The following is a 24,934-nucleotide window of genomic DNA, read 5'->3' on the forward strand; positions in this document are numbered from 1 at the left end:
ATCCAGTAATAAAAAAAGAAAAGGCACTCCATGAGTGCCTTTTGGTACTTTAAAATATCAAGTTAGCCCAAAACAATTAGAATGTCTGGCTAAATGAAACCCAGTAAGTACGTCCTATGATGTCATATGTATCGCTGTCATATGTACCATTTGCTCGGAAGCTTGGCTCTTCATCAGTCAGGTTATTAATACCCGCAGAAACTATGTTATTCCAAGGCATAGTGTATGAATAACTTAGTGTGTGATATACGATCGAATCAATCTGATGATAAGAACCATTATCGTTCTCATCATCAGTAGACTGATGATCGATATAATCTGCTTGATAGAACAAGCTATGATCGCCCACTAAATAGTTTGCAGAGAAGTTGACGCGATCATCCGGATAATATTCGGTACCACTCAAGTTACGAGAGATAGTTTGTACACCACCTTCAGGGCTCGAATCGGTATACTTGAGATAATGTGACCAGGCAAGACCCAGTTTAAAGTCACCCATTTCAGTTTCAAAGGTAGACGCAAACTTGGCATCGATACCTTGACGCTCACTTAGACCGATATTTTGTTTTATATTGGTGACACTGCTTAGCTTACCAGAGCCATCTTGTGATACCGATGTACCAGGATAAATAGCACTGATATCTGGACGAGGTTGGCCTGCTTCGTCAGCAGCCTTCCATAATTCGGCTTGAGCTCGAACAATTTCATCATTAAGGATTGAGCCAATTAAGCCTTCAGTTTCCAGTGACCAGTAGTCAACAGACATGTTGAAGTTATCGGTAATATCCCACACCATGCCTATGTTATAGCTTTCAGACTCTTCTGGGCCTAAGTTTTCATTGCGATTCACAGAGATAGGGATCTCATTTTCTATCTGACAACCCTTGATGTCCATTCCATCTTCATAACACTTAAGATAGTTAGTCACGGTGCCAACACCCACACTAGCAGACTGATTCAAATCTTCCAGCGTTGGTGCTCTAAAACCTGTACCCCAAGATGCACGAATTAACAAGGGCTCTAACACATTATAACGCACAGAAACTTGTGGGTTAAACGTGCCGCCAAAGTCAGAGTATTCGTCATAACGAGCAGCAAGATTAACCTCTAAGTTATCCAGAACAGGGAAAGCCATCTCCATAAATATAGCTTTCACATCACGCTCACCACTACCACCGGCTCCACCACTACCGCCGGCAATTAAGCCTGCTTCATCAAGCGCATCAACCTGTGAGTCAAGTTTTTCTTCGCGGTATGATGCGCCCACATACAGACCTGTTGCGCCGCCAGCAAGTTCAAACAATTCAAAACTCAGACCACCGTCTATCTCTAATGCGCTACTTGTTAGACGTGCATCTGAGTTTGCGGTTGCGCCCGCTGGAGCCTCTGAGTTTGGATCGCGTGGATCCCAACCTTCGAATGAGTTTGTATCATCATCCCACCCGCCAACAAGATCGGTCGTTGCACCAATCAATTGATAACCAGTTCCCCACTTAAATACATCATACCTGTTATATGATGCTGAGGCGTTCCAGTCGAAACTATCTGTTGTACCATCTAGGCCAACCAGGAAATCATAGATGCTATCGGTAGTTTCACGTACACGGTTACCAGCGGTATCGAAGCGGTACTTCATTGAGCCGCCTTCAGGAACGGCGCGAAGGTCGAGTCCGGCAGCCGTAGTATAAGCTGGCATATCTTCATCGAATCTGATTGTTCCTGGAATAGGAGCCGATACGTCAGTCGTGACATTTGATGCCCAGTAGGCGCGTGCTGTTAGCTCTATATCATCACTGATGTTATAGGTGTAGTTAAGTAGCGTTGAAGTGCGCTCTTGGTCGACATCAAGGTATGCAGACGTAGTATAATCATAACCACAATATGACTCTCCAGCCCAATCGCTGTCACTCAAAGGTCCTTTGAAAGCATCACCATAAACATCGGCACAGTCTAAGCCAGCATTAGTGAATGGAGCATGGTTTTCCCAGCCGCCATTGGGCCCCGTATTAACGGTACGACCGGTTGGACTTATACCTATCCAACTTTGAAAGACGCTTGGGTCCTCGCCATCTATAGCATGGGCTGCAGTATATGGGCGCTCATTCATTACGATTCCAGACTTCTTGAAATGTTCGATAGTGAACATCAAGTTGCCTTTATCTGTACTTAGACCACCAGTAAATGATGCCGAGTGGTTATCACCACCACCATCAGCATCCGGCTGCTCGGCGCGTATCTTAACTTCGACACCTTCAAAATCTTTCTTCAAGATGATGTTAATAACGCCGGCAATCGCGTCGGTACCATAAATCGCCGATGCGCCATCGGTTAAAATCTCGATACGTTCAACTGCAGCAGTTGGAATAGTGTTGATGTTAGTTGCGCCGCCGCCTAAGACTGGAGACTTAGCCATACGTTTGCCATCAAGCAAAGTAAGAGTGTGACTAGCTGATGCACCTTTAAGCTGAATCGTCGCTTGAGATGACCAACTGTTGTTTGATGTGCCGCCGTAAGAACCGAACGAGTTTAGGCTAGATGAACGCAGTGCATCACCTACGGTTGCAAAACCTGCGGTGGCCATATCTTCAGCGGTAATAGTGGTTACAGGGCTTGCGCCTTCCATATCGACACGCTTAAGGCGTGAACCGGTAACTTCAATGCGTTCTACTGTATCTTCATCTTTTTCAGCTGCATATGTAGGTGCAGAAAGTGCTACTACACCGCCACAGGCCAAGCTAACTAGCTTAGCAACTTTGTTAAACTTCATACTTCCATCTCCCAAGAATATAATTTTTATAGGTCCTATGCCTTGTTAGCTTTGTTGGCTGAAACCAACGTTACACAACAATAAAACATGGCCACAACATATGTATCACATAATGTATTTTGTATGCAATATTCAATTCACAGGTGACGATTTAGTTTATGCGCTTAATTAGAGTATTTATGCAAAAGCTTGATTATTGCGACTAACGGGCACAGAGGGCAGAGAAATGAAGCGGAATGGATAGAGAATAATGAAATTGTAATCTACAGAGTTAAAACAAGATGCTCCCCTCACTTATTTAGCATTAAAAATTCATGCTAAATAGGGAGATCTATTAATAAAAATGCAATTTATATAAAAAGTATCTAAATATGTATGAACCAATAATTATCTAAGTTCTAGGAAGCGGTGACTAAATAATGACAATAAAAAAGGCCGCAAATGCGGCCTTTTGAGTCAATTTAATACTTTAGAACTCATAACGAGCAACAACAGAGAAGAATCTTTCTTCTTGGCGGCCAGTTGTTCTTCCATAGTTTGGATTTAACATCAATCCATCTTCACCATAAGCCGTACGCTCTTCATCAATGTTGGTAGCAGTATCAGAATTCAACACATTATAGACAGTGCCTTTAATACTAAAATCACCATCAAACAATTCAGTTCTGTACATTAACGATAGATCGACCTTGGTTACCCAAGGTAAGGTACCGGAAGTACCACGTGGAGACGGATTGCCATTTTCATCATAGTGACTCGCATGACCGTAATATTGGCTGATACAAGCATCCCATGGATTACCCGGAGCACAACTATCTACATTTTCAGGGTGAACCGAGAATTTGTTTTGTGGTCGACCCGAGCTGATACTAGTAACGAAACCGAGAATCAACTCTTCGGTAATATCATAGCTACCATTAAACTTAAACACATGGGTGTGATCATTAGGCAAATCGCCATAACCATGGTCCATCAGATCGCCATAATCATATGAAGTAGTCCAACCTGGATCGGCCTGATCATTATCTGTTTTAACTAGCCCTTCTGTATTACCCCAGCTGTTAGACAAGGTATAAGAAGAATTAATCCTGAAGTCATCGGTCACACTACCGTCGAGTGTTAATTCCAGTGCCAGATAATGACGCTGCATCGAATCTAACGCCATCTCTTCTGGCGAAAGAGTAATATTATCGACTTGACCATCACCATCGAAATCATAACTCAGGGTTAGGGCTTCGCCAGGATTATGCAGAACATAATAAGAGCTTTGACCTACATTATCTTCGATACCAAGCTCAGCTAGCTTCTTACTTAAGATAGGCTCAACATCGGTATCTTCGATACCGCGACCAAGATCACGCCAGATAACTCGTGCTCCGGCAGACATAGTCTCAAACACTTCTTGCTGATAACCAAGAGTAAACTCGTCAGAAAACATAGAGTCGAGTGTAGATGATGCGACTAAGCCTGGGTCGGTAATACCTATCTGTCTTACACGTGTGTCACGAATATTGACACCGCGACTTGGAGAACCATCGGCAGTAAGAATTGGGTGACCATCACTATCGAGCTGATCCAACTCATAATAATCGAATTCTTCTCGCTGAGAACCACCTTGCTTGATGTTCATATTGACAGACACTGGCTGAAAATAGCGACCATAAGTAGCAAATACCTTGGAGCTACCATCACCATGAATATCATAGATAGCCTGTAATCTTGGTGCTATCTGGTTATCAAGATCCACAAACTCTCGACCATCAGAAACGGTATTTTTATAGTTATTGACTCGAACACCAGCATTAATAACTAGATTATCAGTAGCCTGCCACGAATCATTGATGTAGTAAGCTAATGAACTCACTTCTGAATCGTTATTAGCAAAAGTTGAGCGACGACGACGCTCAATATAATCTTCGCCTTCAGCTGCGTGAGAAACATCATTGGCACCTGCTGTCGCGATAGTCCACCAACCCCGCGCTTCACCGATACCGTTCTGGTCCTCTGAAAAATCAACCGCTACACTGCTATAATCGACACCAAAGCTGATAGCATGATCTTCAAGATCCCAGTTAAAGTCGATACGAGCCTGATCACGCACATAATGCTGTTCAACAACTTTAGTATTAGTATGCTGGCTCAAAGTAACAAATGAACCATTTCTCTCGTCCCATACGCCAGGGTTCGAAGAAGCAACACGATTCTCTACATTCTCTTCAACTCGACCAATCACAGCCGAAATGGAGAAATCATCGGTAATATAGCCGTTATAATTTAAGCTATATAACTTACCGCCATCTTCCCCTGGAGCGTCAACACCTTGTTTCTCGCCAATTTTATTAGTTTCCCAATCATAAGCATAGGTCTTTTCGGTCCATGTACGCTTGTTGTTCATCGCCATAAAACCAAAAGAATGATCTTCTGTCATATACCAATCAAGCTTAACAAACCAGCGATTAGACTCACGCTCTCTCTCTTTATAAACCGTTTGGGTCGCCCACTCAAAATCATTTTGACTTGGCTCATAAAGACCGTAATAAAACAGCTGATCTTCTATGATTGCACCGCTCGCCCAAATTCTGGCCTGCTTAAAGTCTTCACTATCTTGCATGCCGTTATTGTCACTATCGATCGTTCCATCTGCTTGATAGATAGAATCATGTGACGATCTTAATGATGCAGGATCCCATCGACCTTCTACACCAAAATGAAACTCATTATCACCAGACTTAGATACAGCATTCACTACACCACCGATGGCACTGCCAAATTCTGGAGTAATAGCGCCTGTTTTGACCTGAGTCTGTGCTATCGCTTCCCAAGGTAGGCTAAGTGAGCCAAGGCCGGTTCTGATATTAGTTATATTCAGACCGTTTAAGTAGTAGGCATTCTCTGCAGATGATGACCCGCCGAAGCTAGAAGCCCCGTTAAAACTTTCGCCACCTGGAGCTGACGTACCAGGTGCAAGCAAGGCAATATTTTCAAAACCTGAATCAACAGGCATGGTATTGAGTTCATCTTGGCTGAAAGTCACACCAGATGTTGACGAGCCCATATCGACACGGCGGATCATACTGCCGGTGACAGCTATACGTTCGACGTTATCAAGACCTACAGCTGTTATTTGCCCATCTAGAATTACTGGCTGACCAATTCTAATACTGACACCTGACTCTTGAGTCTTAGCAAAACCATCTTTAGTGATGCTGACGTCATATTCACCAACCGGGATATTACGTAAGAAGTAATCACCCTTTTCGTTAGTTTCTACGGTATACACAAGACCTTTAGTCTTATGTTTCAAAGTGATAGTAGCATTTGAAACATTGACGCCATCACTATTAACTATGTGGCCCTTAACAATACTCGTATCGGCAGCCATAGCTGCTGGAGCCGACATCATTAACACTGAACCTACAGCAATCGCTGCAAGTGTTTTTCTTGGTGTAAATCGCTTAAACGCATTACTTCCAGACATAATTTATTCTCCCTTAAACCTTCTCTGAATACGCGCTTAGCAAAATATTATTAGTGATTTGGGTACAAAGTAAACTAAGCGCAACAAAAAGATAACATGATTCACATATTTTATACAATCTGCAATATACGAAAGTGGACTATCTCAGCTGTTATTTTGAAAATCAGCACAGTGATAAATCGATGTAAAAAGCACAATGATAGAGAATAAGACTACAAGAATTGAATTTATCAACGTAAAAACTCAAGGAAATAAAAAATAGGCATATTACTAACTATTTTGGACTGTTTTTATTGAAAAGTTAAATACCTAGGTCAAAAGATGTAGGCAAGTGCATTTGTAGCGCTAGCTGAAACAAAGACAAGCTGATCTGAGCTAGATGACTGACAGCTAAACAGCTGCAGATGAAGGGAGCAGAAAATCTGTTAGGAGTTAGGAGTTAGGAAGTAGAAGAAGTAGAGGAAATAGAGGAAGTAGAGGAAGTAGAGGAAGTAGAGGAAGTAGAGGAAGTAGAGGAAGTAGAGGAAGTAGAGGAAATAGAGGAGGTAGAGGGAGCAGGGAGTAGAAGTAGAAGTAGAAGAAGTAGAAGAAAACTTGTGGCTGCTTATATCTAGGAGCGATTAGCCAAGCTTTGTAACACACCTTCACGGAGTGCTCCGCCGGAGAGGTTGAGTTTGTCTATATTGAGTAGTTCAAACAAGGCAAGTAAAATCGAGATCCCTGCCGCAAAGGTTGGCGCTCTCTCATGGTTTAAACCGACAATATGTTCCATCGACAGATCAGACTGTTCCAGGACTTCTTGTTTGAGCCTGTTAAGCACATCTGGGGTAATGCTAGTCGATTGGTTTCTATGACTCAAAAGCTCGACAACAGATTGAACGCTACCGGATGCACCGACAACACAATGCCAACCTAAGGTTTTGAGTTCGGTTAAATGCGTGCCCAGTGTTTGCTTGACCCGAGACTTAGCATCTTCAAAATCTAGTTCTTGCAGCGGGAATGAATTAAAGAAGTGCTCATTAAAGGTGACGCAGCCCATAGCTAGACTGTTTTTCAATAACACTTTATCGCCATCACCGATTATAAATTCGGTACTGGCGCCGCCAATATCGATAACTAAGCGACGGCCTTCACCACAAGTAGTGGCCACCATGCCCTGATAGATCAACTCGGCTTCACGCATGCCGGTTATGATTTCAATGGGGTGGCCTAAGATAGGTAAGGCTCGGCGACAAAACTCATCGGAGTTGGCAATAGATCTTATGGTCGCGGTCGCGATCACCGCAATATGATTGCGATCGACGCCCTCTTCCTCGAGCATTTCGGCAAACATGGACAAGCAATCCAGTCCACGTTGTAACACCTCTTCACTAAGGGAACCATTATCCTGGATCCCTTCGGCGAGACGCACCTTACGCTTATATTTGGCGATAATTTTTGGCTGGCCAGCCACTGTTTCGGCGACCAGCATATTAAAACTATTAGAACCTAAGGTAATTGCGGCATAGCGAGGTGTAGTCATCTTGTCGCGATTCTTATGAATGTCTACGGGTCTTATCGTGACGGCGAGGTGCGCTGTTACGATTACCATTACGACTTCCATTTGAACGACCCGAACCACTACGTCCTTGAGGACGACTGTTATGCTTTCTATGAATTCGTATTGGTGCTGGAATATCTTCCAACAGGCCTTCGCTGTCATAGTTAGACACAGGGATCGAATGAAGAATATACTCTTCAATCGCCGGCAGATTCAGTGCATATTCTTCACAGGCGAAGCTGATGGATATGCCTTTCTTACCCGCACGACCGGTACGACCGATACGATGAACATAGTCTTCGCAATCATCGGGAAGATCATAGTTGTATACGTGGGATACATCTGAGATATGCAGGCCACGAGCCGCTACATCGGTAGCAACTAAGATATCTAGCTCGCCGGTTGTAAACTGCTCAAGAATACGAATACGTTTCTTCTGTGGCACATCGCCGGTTAGCAGACCGACACGATGTCCGTCACCTGACAACCAAGACCAGACATTTTCACAACTGTGCTTAGTATTAGAGAACACAATTGCCTTCTCTGGCCAGTCTTCTTCAATAAGAGACAATAGAAGACGCATCTTCTCATCCATAGATGGGTAGAAGATCTCTTCCTTAATGTTTTTAGAAGTTTTTTCGTTCGGCGCGATAACGACTTTCTCAGGCTCATTCATATGATCATAAGCCAGTTCCTGCACCTTCATAGAAAGGGTCGCAGAGAACAGCATGTTCAGACGCGATTTGGCATCTGGCATACGTCTGAATAGAAAGCGGATATCTTTAATAAAGCCAAGATCGAACATACGATCGGCTTCATCGAGTACAACTGCTTGAATCGCACTCAAATTAATGATGCCCTGACGAACGTAATCGATAATACGTCCCGTGGTACCAATAAGTATATCTATGCCTTTATCCAGCACTTTACGCTGAACTTCATAGCTTTCACCACCATAGACAATACCGACTTTCAAACCGGTATGTTTTGCCAATAGTGTCGCATCTTTAGCGATCTGGATAGCCAGCTCACGAGTCGGCGCCATGATCATGGCACGCGGTTGATTTAGCTGACGACCTTCAGGAATTGGGGTTGTTAGCAGATGTTCAAAGGTCGCTACAAGGAAAGCCAAAGTCTTCCCTGTTCCGGTCTGTGCTTGACCCGCGATATCTTTTTTCTGCAAAAGGATCGGTAATGATGCTGCTTGAATCGGCGTGCAAAATTCAAAGCCGCTCTCGTTAAGTGCTGTTTTTATCCCTTCGTGAAGGGAAAAGTCGGCAAACTTCTGATTAGATAAATGTGTTTCGCTCATAGCGGCAGCATACCAGTTGGGGTTGCAATAAGAAACTCAATCGTTTGAAATAGCGACTAATTATAAAAAGTACCTTTAAAGGTTATAAAAATTACCTTGAAAAGTTATTTTTCAGACCCAATATACAGGTTAAGCCATTAACAAACCAGCGATGGCACCCTAACTGGAGAACACCATGAGCGACAAGATAGTACATTTAAGTGACGACAGCTTCGAAAATGACGTAATAAAATCTGAACTCCCCGTAGTTGTTGATTTTTGGGCTGAGTGGTGTGGTCCTTGTAAAATGATCGCGCCAATCTTAGATGACGTAGCCGATGAGTATGCTGGCAAGGTGACAATAGCTAAACTAAATGTCGATCAAAACAGCGTATCTCCAGCTAAGTATGGTGTTCGTGGTATCCCAACACTGCTTATTTTCAAGAACGGCGAGTTGGCTGGCACTAAAGTTGGCGCACTATCTAAGACTCAATTAAAAGAGTTCATCGACGCTCAACTTTAATTTTGGAATAGCCTATATCAAAAATATAGGCTGGCCTGCTATTTATATAATAAGCATGAAAATGCTTTGAATATAGAAAGATATAGAAAAACATAGATAAACCTGACATGAGTTATTCATTAATTTTTGTTAGGTTAATCTAAATACCTAGACGCACAGTCGCTATAGTGCTAGTTTACTTAAAAGACGCTCCAACTAACCCACTTCCAGCTATTCAATCAACATTCAAATTGTAATAAAACACTTTATGATCGCTTGATCAAATTAGCATTGTCTCGCATAAAAGACCCACCAAGATGAATTTATCAGAATTAAAAGAAAAGTCGATTTCTGACTTAGTAAAACTCGCCCAAGAGATGAAAGTTGAAAATACCGCCCGTGCTCGTAAGCAGGACATCATATTTTCAATCCTAAAAGCCCACGCCAAAAGCGGTGAAGATATTTTCGGTGGTGGTGTACTAGAAATTCTGCAAGATGGATTTGGTTTCCTACGTAGTGGTGATGCTTCTTACCTTGCCGGCCCAGACGATATCTATGTATCTCCAAGTCAGATACGTCGATTCAGCATGCGAACCGGTGATACCATCTTCGGTAAGATCAGACCTCCAAAAGAGGGCGAGCGTTATTTCGCTCTACTGAAAGTATCTGAAGTCAACTTCGACAAGCCTGAAAACTCCCGCACAAAAATCTTATTCGAAAACCTTACCCCACTCCACGCCGAAGAACGTCTGCGTATGGAACGTGGTAATGGTTCGACCGAAGATATTACTTCAAGAATTCTTGATCTATGTTCGCCTATCGGTAAAGGTCAACGCGGCCTGATTGTTGCACCGCCTAAAGCTGGTAAGACATTACTGCTACAGAACATGGCTCAAAGCATCACCCACAATAACCCTGATGTGGTATTGATGGTATTGCTTATCGATGAACGTCCGGAAGAAGTGACCGAGATGCAGCGCATGGTCAAAGGTGAAGTCATTGCTTCTACCTTCGATGAGCCAGCAAGTCGTCACGTACAAGTAGCCGAAATGGTTATCGAGAAAGCTAAACGTCTTGTTGAGCATAAGAAAGACGTAGTAATCCTACTGGATTCAATCACTCGTCTTGCTCGCGCATACAACACAGTGATTCCATCGTCGGGTAAAGTTCTTACCGGTGGTGTCGATGCAAACGCACTACACCGTCCTAAGCGCTTCTTCGGTGCAGCACGTAACATCGAACATGGTGGTAGCTTGACTATTATCGCTACGGCACTTGTCGATACTGGCTCTAAGATGGATGAAGTTATCTACGAAGAGTTTAAAGGTACGGGTAACCAAGAGTTACACCTATCCCGTAAAGCAGCCGAGAAGCGTGTTTTCCCTGCTATCGACTTCAACCGCTCTGGTACTCGTCGTGAAGAGAAACTTACGACTCCTGATGAGCTACAGAAGATGTGGATCCTACGTAAGATCCTTCATCCAATGGATGAAGTTTCAGCCATGGAATTCCTTATCGACAAGTTAGCCTTAACCAAGACTAACGAAGAGTTCTTCAACGCAATGAGAGGTGGTGGTAAAGGTTAAATCCTTTCCCCTGCTCCATGTGTAAGACATAGCTATTAAAATAGCCGTAAGAAAGCCGCATTCGTTGCGGCTTTCTTGTGTCTGGAACACTTGTGTCTATTTTCCATGGATGGATAAAAATAGACCTTGTGTCTGGAACACTTGTGAAGGTTTACCAGGGGTCGATGATGTTCCCGACATCATTACGACATTTCCTATATCCATATAGGTTATGGATAAAAACCTTCCTTGTGTCTGGACTGCTTGTAATAAAAAGTTGTGTCTATCTTTTCAAACAGTCCATGGGTCGATGATACCTAGATACAATGAATCGGGTTCACACAGTCATGCTCCTATAATACCAAGCGGTATAATGACTAATTATATAATTTACGCTCTAACCATATTTTTTTTCATGATGTGAACGGCCTATTTTTTGTCATTTAATCTAGTAGAACAATCTCGATCATTTTAAACCCGCTATAAACAAGGCGAGTCAATATGAAGAGTAAAACTCCGATTTACAGCTTACTTCAAGCAAACATCATAAAAATTAAGTCAGAATAACAATTTAGATATTTTCATTAATTTCAACAGCCTCTTCTTCCCCAGCCCCTAATTACTTCTGTGCTTTATTAAATTGACTCACTTTTTTTACTCCATGGTTTACAATGGCGCATATTTACCAGTAACGAGATGACTCCATGCCTTGGATCCAACTGAAAATTGATACCGACAACCAGAATGCCGATGCGCTCAGCGACCTGCTAATGGAAGAAGGCTCACTGTCTATCACTCTAGAAGATGGCAAAGATACTCCCATTTATGAGCCTACATTAGGTGAAACACCACTGTGGAATCACACGGTACTGACCGCACTATTTGAAGCGGATAGAGATCTCGCCGTTATCGTAGAGCAGCTGAAATTAGTCCCCTATTTAGGTGCAGATTTTAGCTACAAGATTGAACAAGTCGAAGATAAAGACTGGGAACGTGAGTGGATGGATAACTTCCACCCAATCAAATTTGGTAAACGTCTGTGGATCTGTCCTAGCTGGCGCGAGATCCCGGATCCACAAGCGGTTAATGTCATATTAGATCCAGGTTTAGCGTTCGGTACAGGTACTCACCCCACTACCGCCTTGTGCCTTGAGTGGTTAGATGGACTTGAATTAACCAATAAAGTGGTTATCGACTTCGGCTGTGGCTCAGGCATATTAGCCGTAGCTGCACTTAAATTAGGCGCTAAAGAAGTCACAGGTATCGACATAGATTACCAGGCCATCGAAGCGTCTAAAGCCAATGCCGAGCGAAATGATGTACAGGATAAACTCAGTCTCTATCTTCCGGAAGATCAACCGCATGATCTTAAGGCCGATATCTTAGTTGCCAACATTCTTGCGGGGCCATTACGTGAATTGGCACCATTAATTGCTGAGAAAGTTAAATCTGGTGGTCAATTAGCCTTGTCTGGTCTCCTAAAAGAACAAGCGGATGAAGTTGCCGAATTTTACACACAATGGTTCGATATGGATGCGCCAGCTCACAAAGAAGATTGGAGCCGCTTGACAGGAATACGTAAATAGCTGTAAAGGGCGGCACACCTTGTTCCGCCTAACTATTCTCAGCTTGCAAAAGTCAAGAAAAAAAGTTTACCTCAGGTCATTTATTGACCTTTTCACCGACCAAAAAAAGACGTACTATAGCGCCCCTTTGAAGCGCAGGTATGTTGAGAATGCAGATTGGACCCTATCAACTGAAAAATCAGCTGATCGTGGCACCAATGGCAGGTGTCACAGACCAAGCCTTTAGAAATCTTTGTGTTCGTTATGGTGCTGCCATGGCGGTTTCAGAGATGCTTTCATCTAATCCTGATGTTTGGGACACAGATAAGAGCCGCCAGCGCATGAGTCATGCTGGTGAAAAAGGGATACGCTCAGTGCAAATCGCAGGTGCCGATCCTGAATTGATGGCCAATGCCGCTGTTGTCAACGTACAACAGGGAGCACAGATCATCGATATCAATATGGGTTGTCCTGCTAAGAAAGTGAATAAGAAGCTAGCTGGTTCAGCTTTGCTGCAAAACCCTGTGCTGGTGAAAGAAATTTTACAAGCCGTGGTCGCCGCAGTTGATGTACCAGTGACACTGAAGATTCGAACCGGTTGGGACCCAGAGCACAGGAATGGTGTTCAAATCGCCCAGATAGCCGAAGATTGTGGTATTGCCTCGTTAGCCGTTCACGGCCGAACCAGGCAGTGCATGTATAAAGGCAACGCCGAATACGACACGATTAAGGCTATTAAAAAGAATATCTCGATCCCAGTGATTGCTAATGGAGATATTGTCACCCCTGAGAAAGCACGCTACGTGCTTGACCATACAGGTGTCGATGCTCTCATGATAGGACGAGGTGCCCAAGGACGGCCTTGGATTTTCCGAGAAATCCAACATTACCTGGATACAGGTAACAAGCTAGCGCCTGTTGAGATGGATGAAAAGCGTCTTGTGATGCTGGAACATCTTAAAAACTTATATGAACTGTATGGTGAGTATAAGGGCATCCGTTTTGCTAGAAAACATGTTGGATGGTATTTGGACCAGGAAGAACAGCGTCCATTCCGTGCCGAGTTTAATCGGCTGGAAACTGTTGAAAAACAGTGTTCCATGGTGGAACGCTATTTTGATGAAATTGCACAGAATTAATTAAAGAGCAGAATACGAATGTTTGATCAGACTACTAACACAGAAACTCATCAGCTTACAGTTGGCAAAATCGAAACAGCTAACGGTACTATTAAGCCTCAGTTACTACGTGACGCTGTAAAGCGCGCTGTAACAAACTTCTTCGCTCAGATGGACGGACAAGAAGCTGAAGAAGTATATGAAATGGTGTTGAGCGAAGTTGAAGCTCCTCTGCTAGATATCATCATGCAGCACACTCGCGGTAACCAGACTCGTGCGGCGAACATGCTAGGTATCAACCGTGGTACTCTGCGTAAGAAATTGAAAAAGTACGGCATGAACTAAATTTGTTCATATCTTACTAAATAAAAAAACCAGCTTCGGCTGGTTTTTTTATAGCTGTTTTTTCACCTAAGTTTAATCTACATCATAAAAAGGTCTAATCCCGACTAATTTAGTCAAGTTTTACTTGTTCATAAGCGCAGTGGCAAATAACATCCCCTTAAAGATTTAAATTATTTGCAGCTTTGGGATCCAGTATGAGTACAACCACCCTATCAAATCTTAATCTATCTCAACTGCGTGTAGGAAAATTGGTAGCCGATGATTTTCGAGCCGCACACGTATTCAGTCAATTCGATATCGATTTTTGTTGCGGTGGCGGACGTTCACTCGCCTCGGCCTGTGACAAGGCTGGTGCCGATCTGGCAGAAGTTGAAACCGCGCTTATCACCATGGACAAAACAGGCACCAAGGAAGATACACTCAGTCAACTAACCATAGATAAACTGATCGACTATATCGAAGATACCCATCATACCTATGTGAGAGAAAAATCCCCTCTACTACTCGAGTACAGCCAGAAGATGCTACGTGCCCATGGCGAAAATTATTCGGAGATAAAGCCATTTGCCAGCTTGGTTCAGATATTGATCAAAGATTTGGTTCCCCACTTGATGAAAGAAGAGATGATTTTATTTCCCGCAATCCGCGCCATGGCTGAAGGAGAAACTGTTCATGCCTGCTTCGGCCATATCAGCAATCCTATCAATGCTATGGAACATGAGCATGATGATGCGATTCTGACCCTGGAAAAGCTCAATCAGCTCACCAATCATTTCCAAGCGCCTAAGCACGCCTGTACCACCTGGCGCGTCTGTTACGCCACTCTGGCGGAGTTTGAAGCCGACTTGAAACAACATATTCATCTGGAAAATAATATCTTGTTTCCCAAGGCTCTAGCCCAGCCTGACTAATACCGATTGGTATCATACTAAGAGATATAAACGAGAAATAGACAGTGAAAAGGTCGGTATGCTAGTAATCTAGGCCTCTAGCCTGACCATTTTATCCAAGCAAGCCTTGCAGCTCATGAATATTTTCAATTTCTACATGAGGTAACAGCCGACCGAACCTAAGGGTTTTATCTCGGCCAAAACTTGGATTAAGCCAAACAGACTGGCAGCCTGCCATCCTGGCTCCCATCACATCGGATCCATGGCTATCTCCGACGTGCAGTAAGCTAGCTAGTGGAATATCGAGCCTGCGACAGGCGATATTAAACATATCCGCATATGGCTTCATGCGTGTGCCTTTACCAGGATGAAGCACAAAACTCAGCACATCACCCAGACCAATTTTATCGGCATCCACATTGCCATTGGTGATGCCTATTAATGGATACTTAAGGCTCAAGTCTCTAAGCAAGTTTATGACAGGCCTTGAAACCCTAAAGTCTGAGCGCTTATGTAAGAAGTGATTCAAACCGGCCACAGCACCCACTTCGGCATCCTCGGTGGAATAACCTAGCATGAGTAGACCTTGTTCCAACATGCTCAGTCTTGCGGCAGTCGTATCATGGGCAAGATCAGGCTGATTCTGAATTAGACTTGTTTTGAGACTTATCCAGTCATCCCTTTGCCAACGACGCGTCTCCCTATAGGTTTGATGTAAAAATTGCAGCAGTGAAGCTTCTGCGGCCCTGATAATAGGGGCATTATCATATAAGGTGTCATCGAGATCGAAGCTAATCCCTTGATAGGCTTGAGGCCTGATATATACCTGAACCATCAGCTTTCTTCCCCTTGCCCGTTATTGAGCTTCTTGGATCGACTGGCCCTTGGGTGGGCCCCGTCGTACACTTTTGCCAGATGCTGAAAATCTAAACTTGTGTATATCTGAGTCGTCGAGAGGTTGGCATGGCCAAGCAATTCCTGCACCGCACGTAGATCGGCGCTGGACTCCAGCATATGAGTCGCAAACGAATGGCGTAACTTATGAGGATGCACCCGCATATTCAAGGCCTGCTCCTGTCCCCATTTGGCTAATCTAGCTTGTATGCTTCTATGGGCGAGTCGATTGCCTTTGGCTGTAACGAATAACGCCTCATCTTGGCAGGGAATAGCCTCTCTAAACGTCAACCAAGCCTGAATAGCATCGATGGCACATCGACCTACAGGAACAATCCTTTCCTTGCTTCCTTTACCTAATACCTTAACTTGCCGATCGGCAAAACGAATATCCAGCACATCCAGAGCCGCCAGCTCGGCGAGCCGCAGCCCCGAGGAGTAGAACAATTCCATGATGGCTTTATCACGCACACTCAAGGGATCGTCGGCGTCTATCTCTAACAGGTGAGTCACAGAGTCGAGATCCATATTTTTAGGCAGAGGTTTATTTTGCTTAGGCGCACTCAGATTCTTGGCAGGATTGGCATTTATCACCCCTTCACCCAGTAAGAAGTCACAAAACTGCTTCACCGCCGAAAGCGTTAATGACAAGGATCGCGGGCTCAGACCTTGGCGGTGTAATTGCCCCAAGACATGTTGAATTTGTTCATGGCTGATTTCAGACCAAGAGATGGGAAAAGAGGCACTAGCGTCGAGTTTATCGGTAACCCTGTGCAACTCGTAGAGATAATTACGTACTGTATGGGCCGAAAGCTGTCGCTCGCTGCTCAAGTGACTCTCAAACTGTTTAAACCAGTTGGCGTTCATATTTGCTCCATTCAGAGCCTCTCAGCGGTTTCAATTCATGGCAAAGAGGAATTCTATGGTTGCCATGAATCCTGTAGTTAAGCTGCTTACAGGCCCTAGGAAAGATGCTCTGAGTACAATTAAAGCTTAGGCAATAGATGGTCTATGAGTTGCTTCAGCTGATCCAGGAGTAAATAATCCATTTCTGGATGAAAATGCATAGCATTTTGGCTCGCTATGGCAAAAATGACCTGGCCGCACTGCTCCGATAACCTAGATAGGGCCACAGAGCCCACTTCGCAGCCAAATAAACGTTTCGATTCAGCCGTGGTGAGACGACCAAAATAATAGCCTTGGTTCAGTCGCTTACTCCAGATCCGCGACAAGTCACTGTCTATGTCGTGTACCGTGATTAATCGAACATGACTAAACTGAAATTGCTTCTTCAAACCTTCGGATAAGGCTTGCCTCAATTCGCCAATATCTGCACATTCCAGTAGCTTAAGTGAAAGCTTACTATTAAACATGTAGATCATCTCATTGCGGCTAGCCATGCCCATCAAGGATGTGATCTCCTCCTCTAACTGCTGTACCCGACTACGTAGCATCTCTTGCTGACGCTCAACCAAAGAGACGGCACCACGCTGCGCATGTGGAATTCGCATAGCCAACAGCAGCTCAGGATAACGACTGAAAAAATCAGGATTATCCAATAAGTATTCTCGAATGAGTATCTCATCGAAAGGCAGTGGTTTCTTCACCTTAGTCATTTCGGTCATGTTTGTATCTGTCCGTCATATACGTGCTCTGCAGGTCCCGTCATCCATAAGGGCTTACCCTCTCCCTCCCAATTAATGGTCAGGGTTCCGCCGGGTAGATCCACACGGACTCGATTATCGAGTTTACCTTGTAACTGACCCACTACCGCCGCAGCGCATGCCCCAGTACCACAAGCAAGCGTCTCTGCCGCGCCTCGTTCATATACTCTAAGTTTAATATGTCCGGAGTTAATCACCTGCATAAAACCAACATTCACTCCCTTTGGGAAGCGCTCATGCTGAGTCAATAAGGCGCCAATCCCCTCGACATCTGTGGCCTGAACATCTTCGACATCCAAAACACAATGAGGATTGCCCAAGGAAACAGCACCACAAAGAAAGGTCTGCATCTTAGATTCAGCAGTATCAGTCTGTAACAAATAGGTTTTTTCAGCCCGCTTAGCATTAAAGGGGATCTTGCTTGGTTCGAGTATCGGAATGCCCATATTCACGGTCACATTACCGTCTCGCTCCAAACGTAGAGTGAGCTTGCCATTAGAGGTGCTGACTTTAATTTTCTGTTTATTGGTCAAGCCCTTATTACGCACAAAACGAGCGAAACAACGTGCACCATTACCACACTGCTCAACCTCCCCCCCATCGGCATTGAAAATACGATAGTGAAAATCAAGATCGGGATCGTAAGGAGGCTCCACCAGAAGCAACTGATCGAAACCTATACCAAAATGTCGATTGGCAAGGCGCTTGATCTGCTCCGGCGAAAAAAACACATTCTGTGTTACACCGTCGACCACCATAAAATCATTGCCTAAACCATGCATCTTAGTGAAATGGATCAAGTTAGGTATCCTTTAAATCGCTCTGTTCGCTACTCAGTAAACCCTGGTAATTTTTACCAAATAACCAAGCAGGAACATCATCAATAAATAATATAGACAGTTTACGGCAGGAGCTGTTCACCTTGCCATAGCTGAGTTACTTTTTCTCTCTCGCGAATAACATAAGCCTGCTCTCCATCGACCATCAACTCGGCGGCTCGAGGGCGTGAGTTGTAGTTAGATGACATGGTAAAACCATAGGCACCCGATGAGCGAACAGCCAAAAAATCACCTGCAGCTAAATTTAATTCTCTGTCTTTTCCTAAAAAATCACCGGTCTCGCACACTGGACCCACAATATCGTAATTTAAGGTTTCACCATCACGAGGATTAACGGGGATAATATTTTGCCAAGCACTGTAAAGCGCAGGACGAATAAGATCATTCATAGCACCATCAACCAAGGCAAAGTGTTTATCACCGTTACCTTTAAGATAAAGTACTTGAGTCACAAAGATACCCGCATTCGCGGCAATGGCGCGACCAGGTTCGAAGATAAGCTTAAGCTTTCGATCACCTAAACGTTCGATCAAGGCTGCTGCATATACAGCAGGCTGTGGCGGAGTCTCATCATCATAAGGCACACCTAAGCCACCACCCACATCGAAATGTTCAATATGAATGCCCTGCTCGGCGAGCCTGTCGATTAGCGCTAGCATACGGTCCATGGCATCGAGGAAAGGTTGGATCTCGGTCAGCTGGGAGCCAATATGACAATCGACACCTTTAACTTTTAAATTGGGTAACGCGGCGGCACGAGCAAAAATAGCCTCGGCTTGCTCCATAGCAATACCGAATTTGTTATCTTTAAGGCCCGTTGATATGTATGGGTGTGTGCCGGCATCGACATCGGGATTAATACGCAGGGAAACCGGTGCAAGTTTGCCTATACGGCCAGCAACTATATTTAACTGCTCAAGCTCGGCAGCCGATTCGACGTTAAAACAATGAATACCCAGATTGAGTGCCATCTCCATTTCGGCTGCGGTCTTGCCCACACCAGAAAATACCACTTTAGCAGGATCGCCTCCAGCTTGGATCACTCGCTGTAACTCACCACCGGAAACAATGTCGAAACCACTACCCAATCGCGCTAGCACGTTCAGGACGGCAATATTAGAGTTAGCTTTTACGGCGTAACAAATAAGATGAGGATGATCGGCTACCGCACGGTCAAATGCGTGCCAATGACGCTCTAACGTGGCACGAGAATAGATATACAAGGGAGTGCCATGGGTACGAGCCAAGTCTGCCACTGAGCAATCTTCAGCTAATAATTCATTATTTTTATAGAGAAAATGATCCAAGAGTCTATTCCTTATTGCTTTGTTTCTTTGGTTGCTGCTGTTCTTGTGTCTGGTTATCTTTTTTGTCTGGCGATTTATATAACGCCCCAGTTTGTCCGCAAGCAGTCACATAAAAACTGACAAACAATATCAGTGAACACAGTCTCATTTTTCTCAACATCAATCTTTCCATCTAATAGGGGATGAGTGCTATTTTAATCTTATCTGTTTTAGCCGCTTCGATCTCAGAACTTAGGTTCTCAAAGAGCATACTGATGTTGCAGAGTTCAGCTTTCTACGTCAAGTACATATAGGCCTAATACATATTAAACTGAATTTATTTTACTATAAGGGGCCCTAAGATGATTTTTGTAAAAAGTTATGGAGCATACCAATCTCGGTTGTTACTATGTAAATATTAAAATTTGCCCCATTAGAAGGACGAAAACAGATGGCAATGACAGACTCACAATTTCATCAACTTGCCGATGAGATGTTTCAATCGATAGATAACGCTATCGAGCTTGCTATCGATGAACAGGATGCCGACATAGATATCGATGCATCAGGGAATGTATTGCAGCTTGAGTTTGACGATGGCTCTAAGATCGTAATTAACAAGCAAGAACCTTTGCATCAAATCTGGTTGGCGACAAAATTTGGTGGTTATCATTTTTCCTACATTGAAGGCAAATGGCTTGATGAGCGCAATGGTAATGAATTTATGCCCTTCGTTATAGACTCTATTCTCAAGCAAGGCGGCATCAGCCTATCTCTATAAGCATTAAGATATCAGGTGAGAAATTATTAAAGGGAACCTGAGGTTCCCTTTAATTTATACCCGCTTAAAAGTCCATTTCGGCCTCTTCCATCGACACCCCAAAAGGGATCACCTGTAAGCGTCCATCGACCCTCATCAGGCGAAAAAATTGTGGTAAGTTGAACCTTTGTGTCGAGATATCTGGTTCTTCGAACGCATGATAATGGCTCACCTCACTCACCAACTCATCGACACTGGTGCCTTTTTGAATATAGTGATCTAACTCATTATTTTCATTTAGCACGAATACATCTAAATCCTCATCACTCTGACGTAAGAAATATTGAATCGCCCCCCTGGCTGCAAAGTCTTGAATCACTGCCGGGACCTTAGTAAAAGGTTCATTGCCTAAGTTCGGCCTAGGGAGCTCGATCAACATACTCTTGGTTAACTGCTGATAAAAAGCTTTAGCGTCTTTAAGATCCTGATACACCATGCCTTTACTATTAAAGAACAAGCCATACCGTACCTTAGCGACCTTGAGTGGATAGACTAATGTAGAAGAAGGTGACACTTTCCAGCTTAAATGCGCCACTCGACGCACCAGATTTCTCACCGTCTGTTCAAACTGATTTTTTAGCCTGGCCCCACCACTCACCACCTCAACATGCAAGTTTTCGGCTGAACGACGAATGCCAGGGGTAATGAAGGCTAAGACCTCTAAGATAGCGAGCTCTCCATGATAATGATGGCAGCGCCACTCCCCCCATGAATTAAGGCAGAGAAGATCAATAGACTCCAACATATTTTGCTCGGCTCGCCCTAAGGAAAATATATTGGCATTGAGATAATCAACCATGACCTCTTGGCCTTGCCACTGCGCCGTCGAATCACTGTTAAAATTGAGCATAAAAACTAACTTACGATATTGCCAAGGTTGATAGAGGTCCATCTTAGACACTCTTTTGGCAAGAGGCTTAAACACCTTGCGCAAACGCTGAGATGCCTTGATCAAACGAACCGATTTCCGCTCACTAGCGCCCAACTCATGCCAGCGAGTCATTTTTTCACTGACGCCATTCATCACAGCCCAAGCGAGTAACTTAGCGCGACTCTTAGACCGATATACATCTCTTTGACCTATGAAGGCTTTCCGGTTGGGAGGGCAGCAATATAGGCAATACTCTTGCAAATTATGACTATAGACAATCGTCAGGTCTTGCTCTGAGATCGAATTACTCCAAAGACGATTCAGACTGATAAGCTGCTCGGTATCGCTACTAAAATAAGTATGCAGTTTTCTGGTCAGCAGACCCAGCTCAGATAATTTCAAACTCTCACTCAGTTTATGAGTCGAAGCAAATTGCAATAGGGTTTGATAACTACCTAGCATCAACTCATTCAACTGCTCATTAAACCACTGCAATTGCCCACAGTGCCAATGTTCACAGTTATCTAGGGTCTCTAATAGACTCCCTGACCAGTGCCAAGTTTCAACTAGATGACTTAACTTGTGATAACGCCAGTCTTGCGCTTGTTCGGGCTCACTGAGTCGGATACCACACTTCAAATAAAAACATCGCCGCACTATCTCTAAACGGCGAGGATCTTCTTTCGCGATCAAATAGTTTTCTATCGATTCATAGAGCAAGAAGTAGCTATCGTTTGCGGATGAAAAATCCCCTTCTATTGTGTGTTGCCACACCTTCTCACTAATAAATTCGGTATTGGGGTACTGAGCGGCATAAGATTCGAGCAGCAATACCTTTAAAAGAGCCTTATGTGGTTTATCTAATCCCTTGTAAAGCTGCCAAAGTGAAGCGCCAAAATATTCACATGCCGGGATTTGACTCACATCCCCCAAAAACAATAACTGCTGGGAATCTTGGGCATTAGGCCACCAGGCTACTTTCTTACCAGCCAAACAAATCTGACTACGATAAAATTCTTCCAGTAATAACCAATGCTGAGCACTACCACTATGCTCGTTACCTATGGTTCGCAAGGGTTCTGTTTTCTCTGGAGCACTCGCAGAAAACTGTTCGGGGTGAACCAGATAGAAATTCACCTCTAATCCATACTGAGCAAACCATGTCGTCAATAAGCCTGACTTTTCTTCGAGTAAGCGACACTCTTCTTTGCCAAGAAGACGATCATGAACTAACCAAACATCGATATCACTCTTGGGGTTTTGGCCGAAACTCGACATGCTCCCCATGCTATACACCCCTTCGATAGCAGGCTGCATAACCTGTGACACTTGAGGTTTAATTAAACCTAAGGTGTCACAAGCCGCCAGTACTTGCTCACTTGGCCCATACTCAAAAATGCCTGATGGTGTCATAGGGCCGTTATAACCTGGATACTCGGCTCTGTGGTAATGAAGCAAGACTGGGATAAGACGGAGGAGATCTCTTTTCAGCGGGGACAATAATGCGAGGGCACGTGCCTGCCTGACACGATTTAATCGGTCTGCGGTTTCAATAATGTGATTCTGTTCATGGTCCAATAGAGTCATGCCAAGGCAGGTTGAAGAAGAGCTGCAATGCTAACAGCTTTACTTGTCACAAGGAATAAATGAGACTGAGATCACACTTTTAACTGAAGTTTTTTTGGGCAAAGTTCAAAGAATCAAGCCCGGTTTGTTACATCTATTCCTGAGCAATGTTAGCATTGCTGTAACTAAGGCCTCTGATGGAACATCGAGTATGTCTCAAAACGTCATTCGAATCGCTACACGTAAAAGCCCCCTTGCACTCTGGCAAGCCGAATTTGTAAAAGCTGAGCTGGAAAAATTTCATCCCGGTTTAACCGTTGAACTTCTCCCAATGAGTACTAAAGGTGACATTATTTTAGATACTCCATTGGCAAAAGTTGGTGGCAAAGGCTTGTTTGTAAAAGAACTTGAAATAGCTATGCTCGATGGCAGAGCCGACATTGCCGTTCATTCGATAAAAGATGTACCTGTAGACTTCCCCGATGGCCTGGGGCTAGAGGTAATTTGTGAGCGTGAAGACCCACGTGATGCATTCGTTTCGAACGACTACAAGTCTATCGACGATCTACCCAAGGGAGCGGTTGTCGGTACCTCCAGTCTTAGACGCCAGTGCCAGATCCGCGCCATGCGACCGGATCTAAAAATAACCGATCTTCGTGGCAACGTAGGCACACGCTTAGGTAAACTGGATGCAGGGAATTATGATGCCATCATACTGGCAGCCGCCGGCCTTAAGCGTCTTAAACTTGAAGAACGTATCAGCAGCTTTATCTCAGCCGAAGAATCCTTGCCCGCTAACGGCCAAGGCGCTGTAGGTATCGAGTGTCGTACGGATGATGAGCGTGTGAAAGCCCTGCTGGCACCACTTGAGCATACAGAGACTCGTTACCGAGTGACTGCAGAACGAGCCATGAATACTCACCTACAAGGTGGCTGTCAGGTGCCGATTGGTGCATTCGCCGAAATCCAAGGTGATACACTGACACTAAGAGGTTTAGTGGGCAATCCAGATGGAAGCAAGATCATCACAGGCACTAGCGTCGGTCCAAAAACTGATGCTAAGGCCATAGGTATTACCCTTGCCAAAGAGTTACTAAGCAAGGGCGCAAAAGAGATTCTTGATGCAGTTTATATCAAGTAACCGATTCTTTTAAATGAATAATACCTAACTTAAGATGAAGATATTACTGACCCGCCCATATGGACGAAATCAGTTAATGGTTGAGGCGCTGACAAGCAGAAGCGTCTCATATCTTGTTGCGCCTTTACTGCAGATAGAAGCGACCCCGGCAAAACAACAAGGTGACGGCATGGCGTTATTTCACCATGCCGACATCATCATATTTATCAGCACCAACGCAGTAAATTTTGCCACTCAAGCCATGAAGCAAGCCTGGCCTTCTGAGACACAGTTTTACGCAATCGGTGCAGCAACTCTTAATGCACTTGCACAATTGGGCATTTCTGCCCAAGAAGCACCTCAAGATTGTCAACAGACCGAAGGTTTACTCACTCTTCCCCAGCTCCAATCTCTTTCGAACAAGAAAATAGTCATAGTACGAGGGCGAGGAGGAAGAGAAGCACTGGCAAGTGAGTTAATCCATAGAGGTGGTGATGTTAGCTACTGGGAAGTTTATCGCAGAACCTGCCCAAGATTATCTCCTCAAAGCAACGCACAAGCCTGGCAACAAGCCAAAATTGACACCATAGTCATCACCAGTGGCGAAATTCTCGATAACCTAATCAAACTTGTACCAAAAGAGTTATTTGCTTGGCTGCGTGCATGTCATATTATAGTCCCTAGCTCACGAGTACAGGAGCAGGCTGTTGCCAATGGATTTCAACAGGTTACCAATGCAAAGGCGGCTAACAGTAAGGCCATACTTACAGCTTTAGGCTTATAAAACTCGCCTGTTAACGCACTAAACTCGTC

General features: G+C 44.1%; 19 protein-coding genes. 9 read left to right on the forward strand and 10 right to left on the reverse strand.

The annotated features are described in order from the left end of the window. Positions 1 to 76 precede the first annotated feature (76 nt). The 4 genes from SVI_RS18010 to rhlB form a co-directional block, all read right to left on the reverse strand. The gene (locus SVI_RS18010) at positions 77 to 2,767 is read right to left on the reverse strand and encodes a TonB-dependent receptor domain-containing protein (protein ID WP_041420077.1); all 2,691 of its coding nucleotides are present in this window, start codon (positions 2,765 to 2,767) and stop codon (positions 77 to 79) included. A gap of 469 nt (positions 2,768 to 3,236) precedes the next feature. Beyond that, positions 3,237 to 6,245, reverse strand: a complete 3,009-nt coding sequence (locus SVI_RS18015; protein ID WP_013053089.1) for a TonB-dependent receptor — start codon at positions 6,243 to 6,245, stop codon at positions 3,237 to 3,239. A gap of 610 nt (positions 6,246 to 6,855) precedes the next feature. Further along, on the reverse strand, positions 6,856 to 7,767 hold the full coding sequence (locus tag SVI_RS18020) for a Ppx/GppA phosphatase family protein (RefSeq protein WP_041420078.1): 912 nt from the start codon (positions 7,765 to 7,767) through the stop codon (positions 6,856 to 6,858). 13 nt (positions 7,768 to 7,780) lie between these two features. Continuing rightward, positions 7,781 to 9,097 carry an ATP-dependent RNA helicase RhlB gene (gene rhlB, locus SVI_RS18025; RefSeq protein WP_013053091.1) on the reverse strand — a complete coding sequence of 439 codons (1,317 nt, stop codon included), beginning with the start codon at positions 9,095 to 9,097 and terminating at the stop codon, positions 7,781 to 7,783. Between the two features lie 175 nt (positions 9,098 to 9,272). On the opposite strand from rhlB, the gene trxA reads away from it, so the two are divergent. From trxA to ric, 6 genes are all read left to right on the forward strand, one after another. Continuing rightward, on the forward strand, positions 9,273 to 9,599 hold the full coding sequence (gene trxA / locus SVI_RS18030; protein WP_013053092.1) for a thioredoxin TrxA: 327 nt from the start codon (positions 9,273 to 9,275) through the stop codon (positions 9,597 to 9,599). Between the two features lie 296 nt (positions 9,600 to 9,895). After that, entirely contained in the window at positions 9,896 to 11,164 is a 1,269-nt protein-coding gene (gene rho, locus SVI_RS18035) for a transcription termination factor Rho (protein WP_013053093.1), read from the forward strand. A gap of 683 nt (positions 11,165 to 11,847) precedes the next feature. Beyond that, positions 11,848 to 12,729 carry a 50S ribosomal protein L11 methyltransferase gene (gene prmA, locus SVI_RS18040; RefSeq protein WP_013053094.1) on the forward strand — a complete coding sequence of 294 codons (882 nt, stop codon included), beginning with the start codon at positions 11,848 to 11,850 and terminating at the stop codon, positions 12,727 to 12,729. A 149-nt stretch (positions 12,730 to 12,878) separates the two neighbouring features. Then, the gene (gene dusB / locus SVI_RS18045; protein WP_041420079.1) at positions 12,879 to 13,847 is read left to right on the forward strand and encodes a tRNA dihydrouridine synthase DusB; all 969 of its coding nucleotides are present in this window, start codon (positions 12,879 to 12,881) and stop codon (positions 13,845 to 13,847) included. Between the two features lie 18 nt (positions 13,848 to 13,865). Then, positions 13,866 to 14,171, forward strand: coding sequence for a DNA-binding transcriptional regulator Fis (gene fis / locus SVI_RS18050; protein ID WP_005496187.1), 306 nt, complete (start codon positions 13,866 to 13,868; stop codon positions 14,169 to 14,171). A gap of 194 nt (positions 14,172 to 14,365) precedes the next feature. Then, positions 14,366 to 15,082 (forward strand): iron-sulfur cluster repair di-iron protein, encoded by a 717-nt coding sequence (ric, locus tag SVI_RS18055; RefSeq protein ID WP_013053096.1) that lies wholly within the window; start codon positions 14,366 to 14,368, stop codon positions 15,080 to 15,082. 91 nt (positions 15,083 to 15,173) lie between these two features. Here ric and SVI_RS18060 read toward each other — a convergent pair whose 3' ends face one another. The 5 genes from SVI_RS18060 to lysA all read right to left on the reverse strand — a co-directional run bounded on the left by SVI_RS18060 (position 15,174) and on the right by lysA (position 19,765). Then, positions 15,174 to 15,896: an HAD-IA family hydrolase gene (locus SVI_RS18060; RefSeq protein ID WP_013053097.1), complete on the reverse strand. Its 723-nt coding sequence runs from the start codon at positions 15,894 to 15,896 to the stop codon at positions 15,174 to 15,176. Then, a complete protein-coding gene (xerC, locus tag SVI_RS18065) occupies positions 15,896 to 16,822 on the reverse strand; it encodes a tyrosine recombinase XerC (RefSeq protein WP_013053098.1) in 927 nt (308 codons plus the stop codon). The genes SVI_RS18060 and xerC overlap by 1 nt, the downstream gene beginning before the upstream one ends. A 119-nt stretch (positions 16,823 to 16,941) precedes the next feature. Then, complete coding sequence (locus SVI_RS18070) at positions 16,942 to 17,580, reverse strand: DUF484 family protein (protein WP_013053099.1); 639 nt, start codon at positions 17,578 to 17,580, stop codon at positions 16,942 to 16,944. Next, entirely contained in the window at positions 17,577 to 18,419 is an 843-nt protein-coding gene (gene dapF / locus SVI_RS18075) for a diaminopimelate epimerase (RefSeq protein ID WP_013053100.1), read from the reverse strand. Before dapF ends, SVI_RS18070 begins: the two co-directional genes overlap by 4 nt. 101 nt (positions 18,420 to 18,520) lie before the next feature. Then, on the reverse strand, positions 18,521 to 19,765 hold the full coding sequence (lysA, locus tag SVI_RS18080) for a diaminopimelate decarboxylase (RefSeq protein ID WP_013053101.1): 1,245 nt from the start codon (positions 19,763 to 19,765) through the stop codon (positions 18,521 to 18,523). 430 nt (positions 19,766 to 20,195) lie between these two features. On the opposite strand from lysA, the gene cyaY reads away from it, so the two are divergent. Further along, positions 20,196 to 20,525, forward strand: coding sequence for an iron donor protein CyaY (gene cyaY / locus SVI_RS18085; RefSeq protein WP_041420080.1), 330 nt, complete (start codon positions 20,196 to 20,198; stop codon positions 20,523 to 20,525). A gap of 64 nt (positions 20,526 to 20,589) precedes the next feature. Here the strand turns inward: cyaY and SVI_RS18090 are convergent, their stop codons facing one another. Continuing rightward, the gene (locus tag SVI_RS18090) at positions 20,590 to 23,022 is read right to left on the reverse strand and encodes a class I adenylate cyclase (RefSeq protein ID WP_013053103.1); all 2,433 of its coding nucleotides are present in this window, start codon (positions 23,020 to 23,022) and stop codon (positions 20,590 to 20,592) included. A gap of 190 nt (positions 23,023 to 23,212) precedes the next feature. On the opposite strand from SVI_RS18090, the gene hemC reads away from it, so the two are divergent. Next, positions 23,213 to 24,142: a hydroxymethylbilane synthase gene (gene hemC, locus SVI_RS18095; protein ID WP_013053104.1), complete on the forward strand. Its 930-nt coding sequence runs from the start codon at positions 23,213 to 23,215 to the stop codon at positions 24,140 to 24,142. A gap of 34 nt (positions 24,143 to 24,176) precedes the next feature. Next, positions 24,177 to 24,905, forward strand: a complete 729-nt coding sequence (locus SVI_RS18100) for a uroporphyrinogen-III synthase (protein ID WP_013053105.1) — start codon at positions 24,177 to 24,179, stop codon at positions 24,903 to 24,905. Positions 24,906 to 24,934 lie beyond the last annotated feature (29 nt).

This window comes from Shewanella violacea DSS12 (assembly GCF_000091325.1).
GTDB lineage: Bacteria > Pseudomonadota > Gammaproteobacteria > Enterobacterales > Shewanellaceae > Shewanella > Shewanella violacea.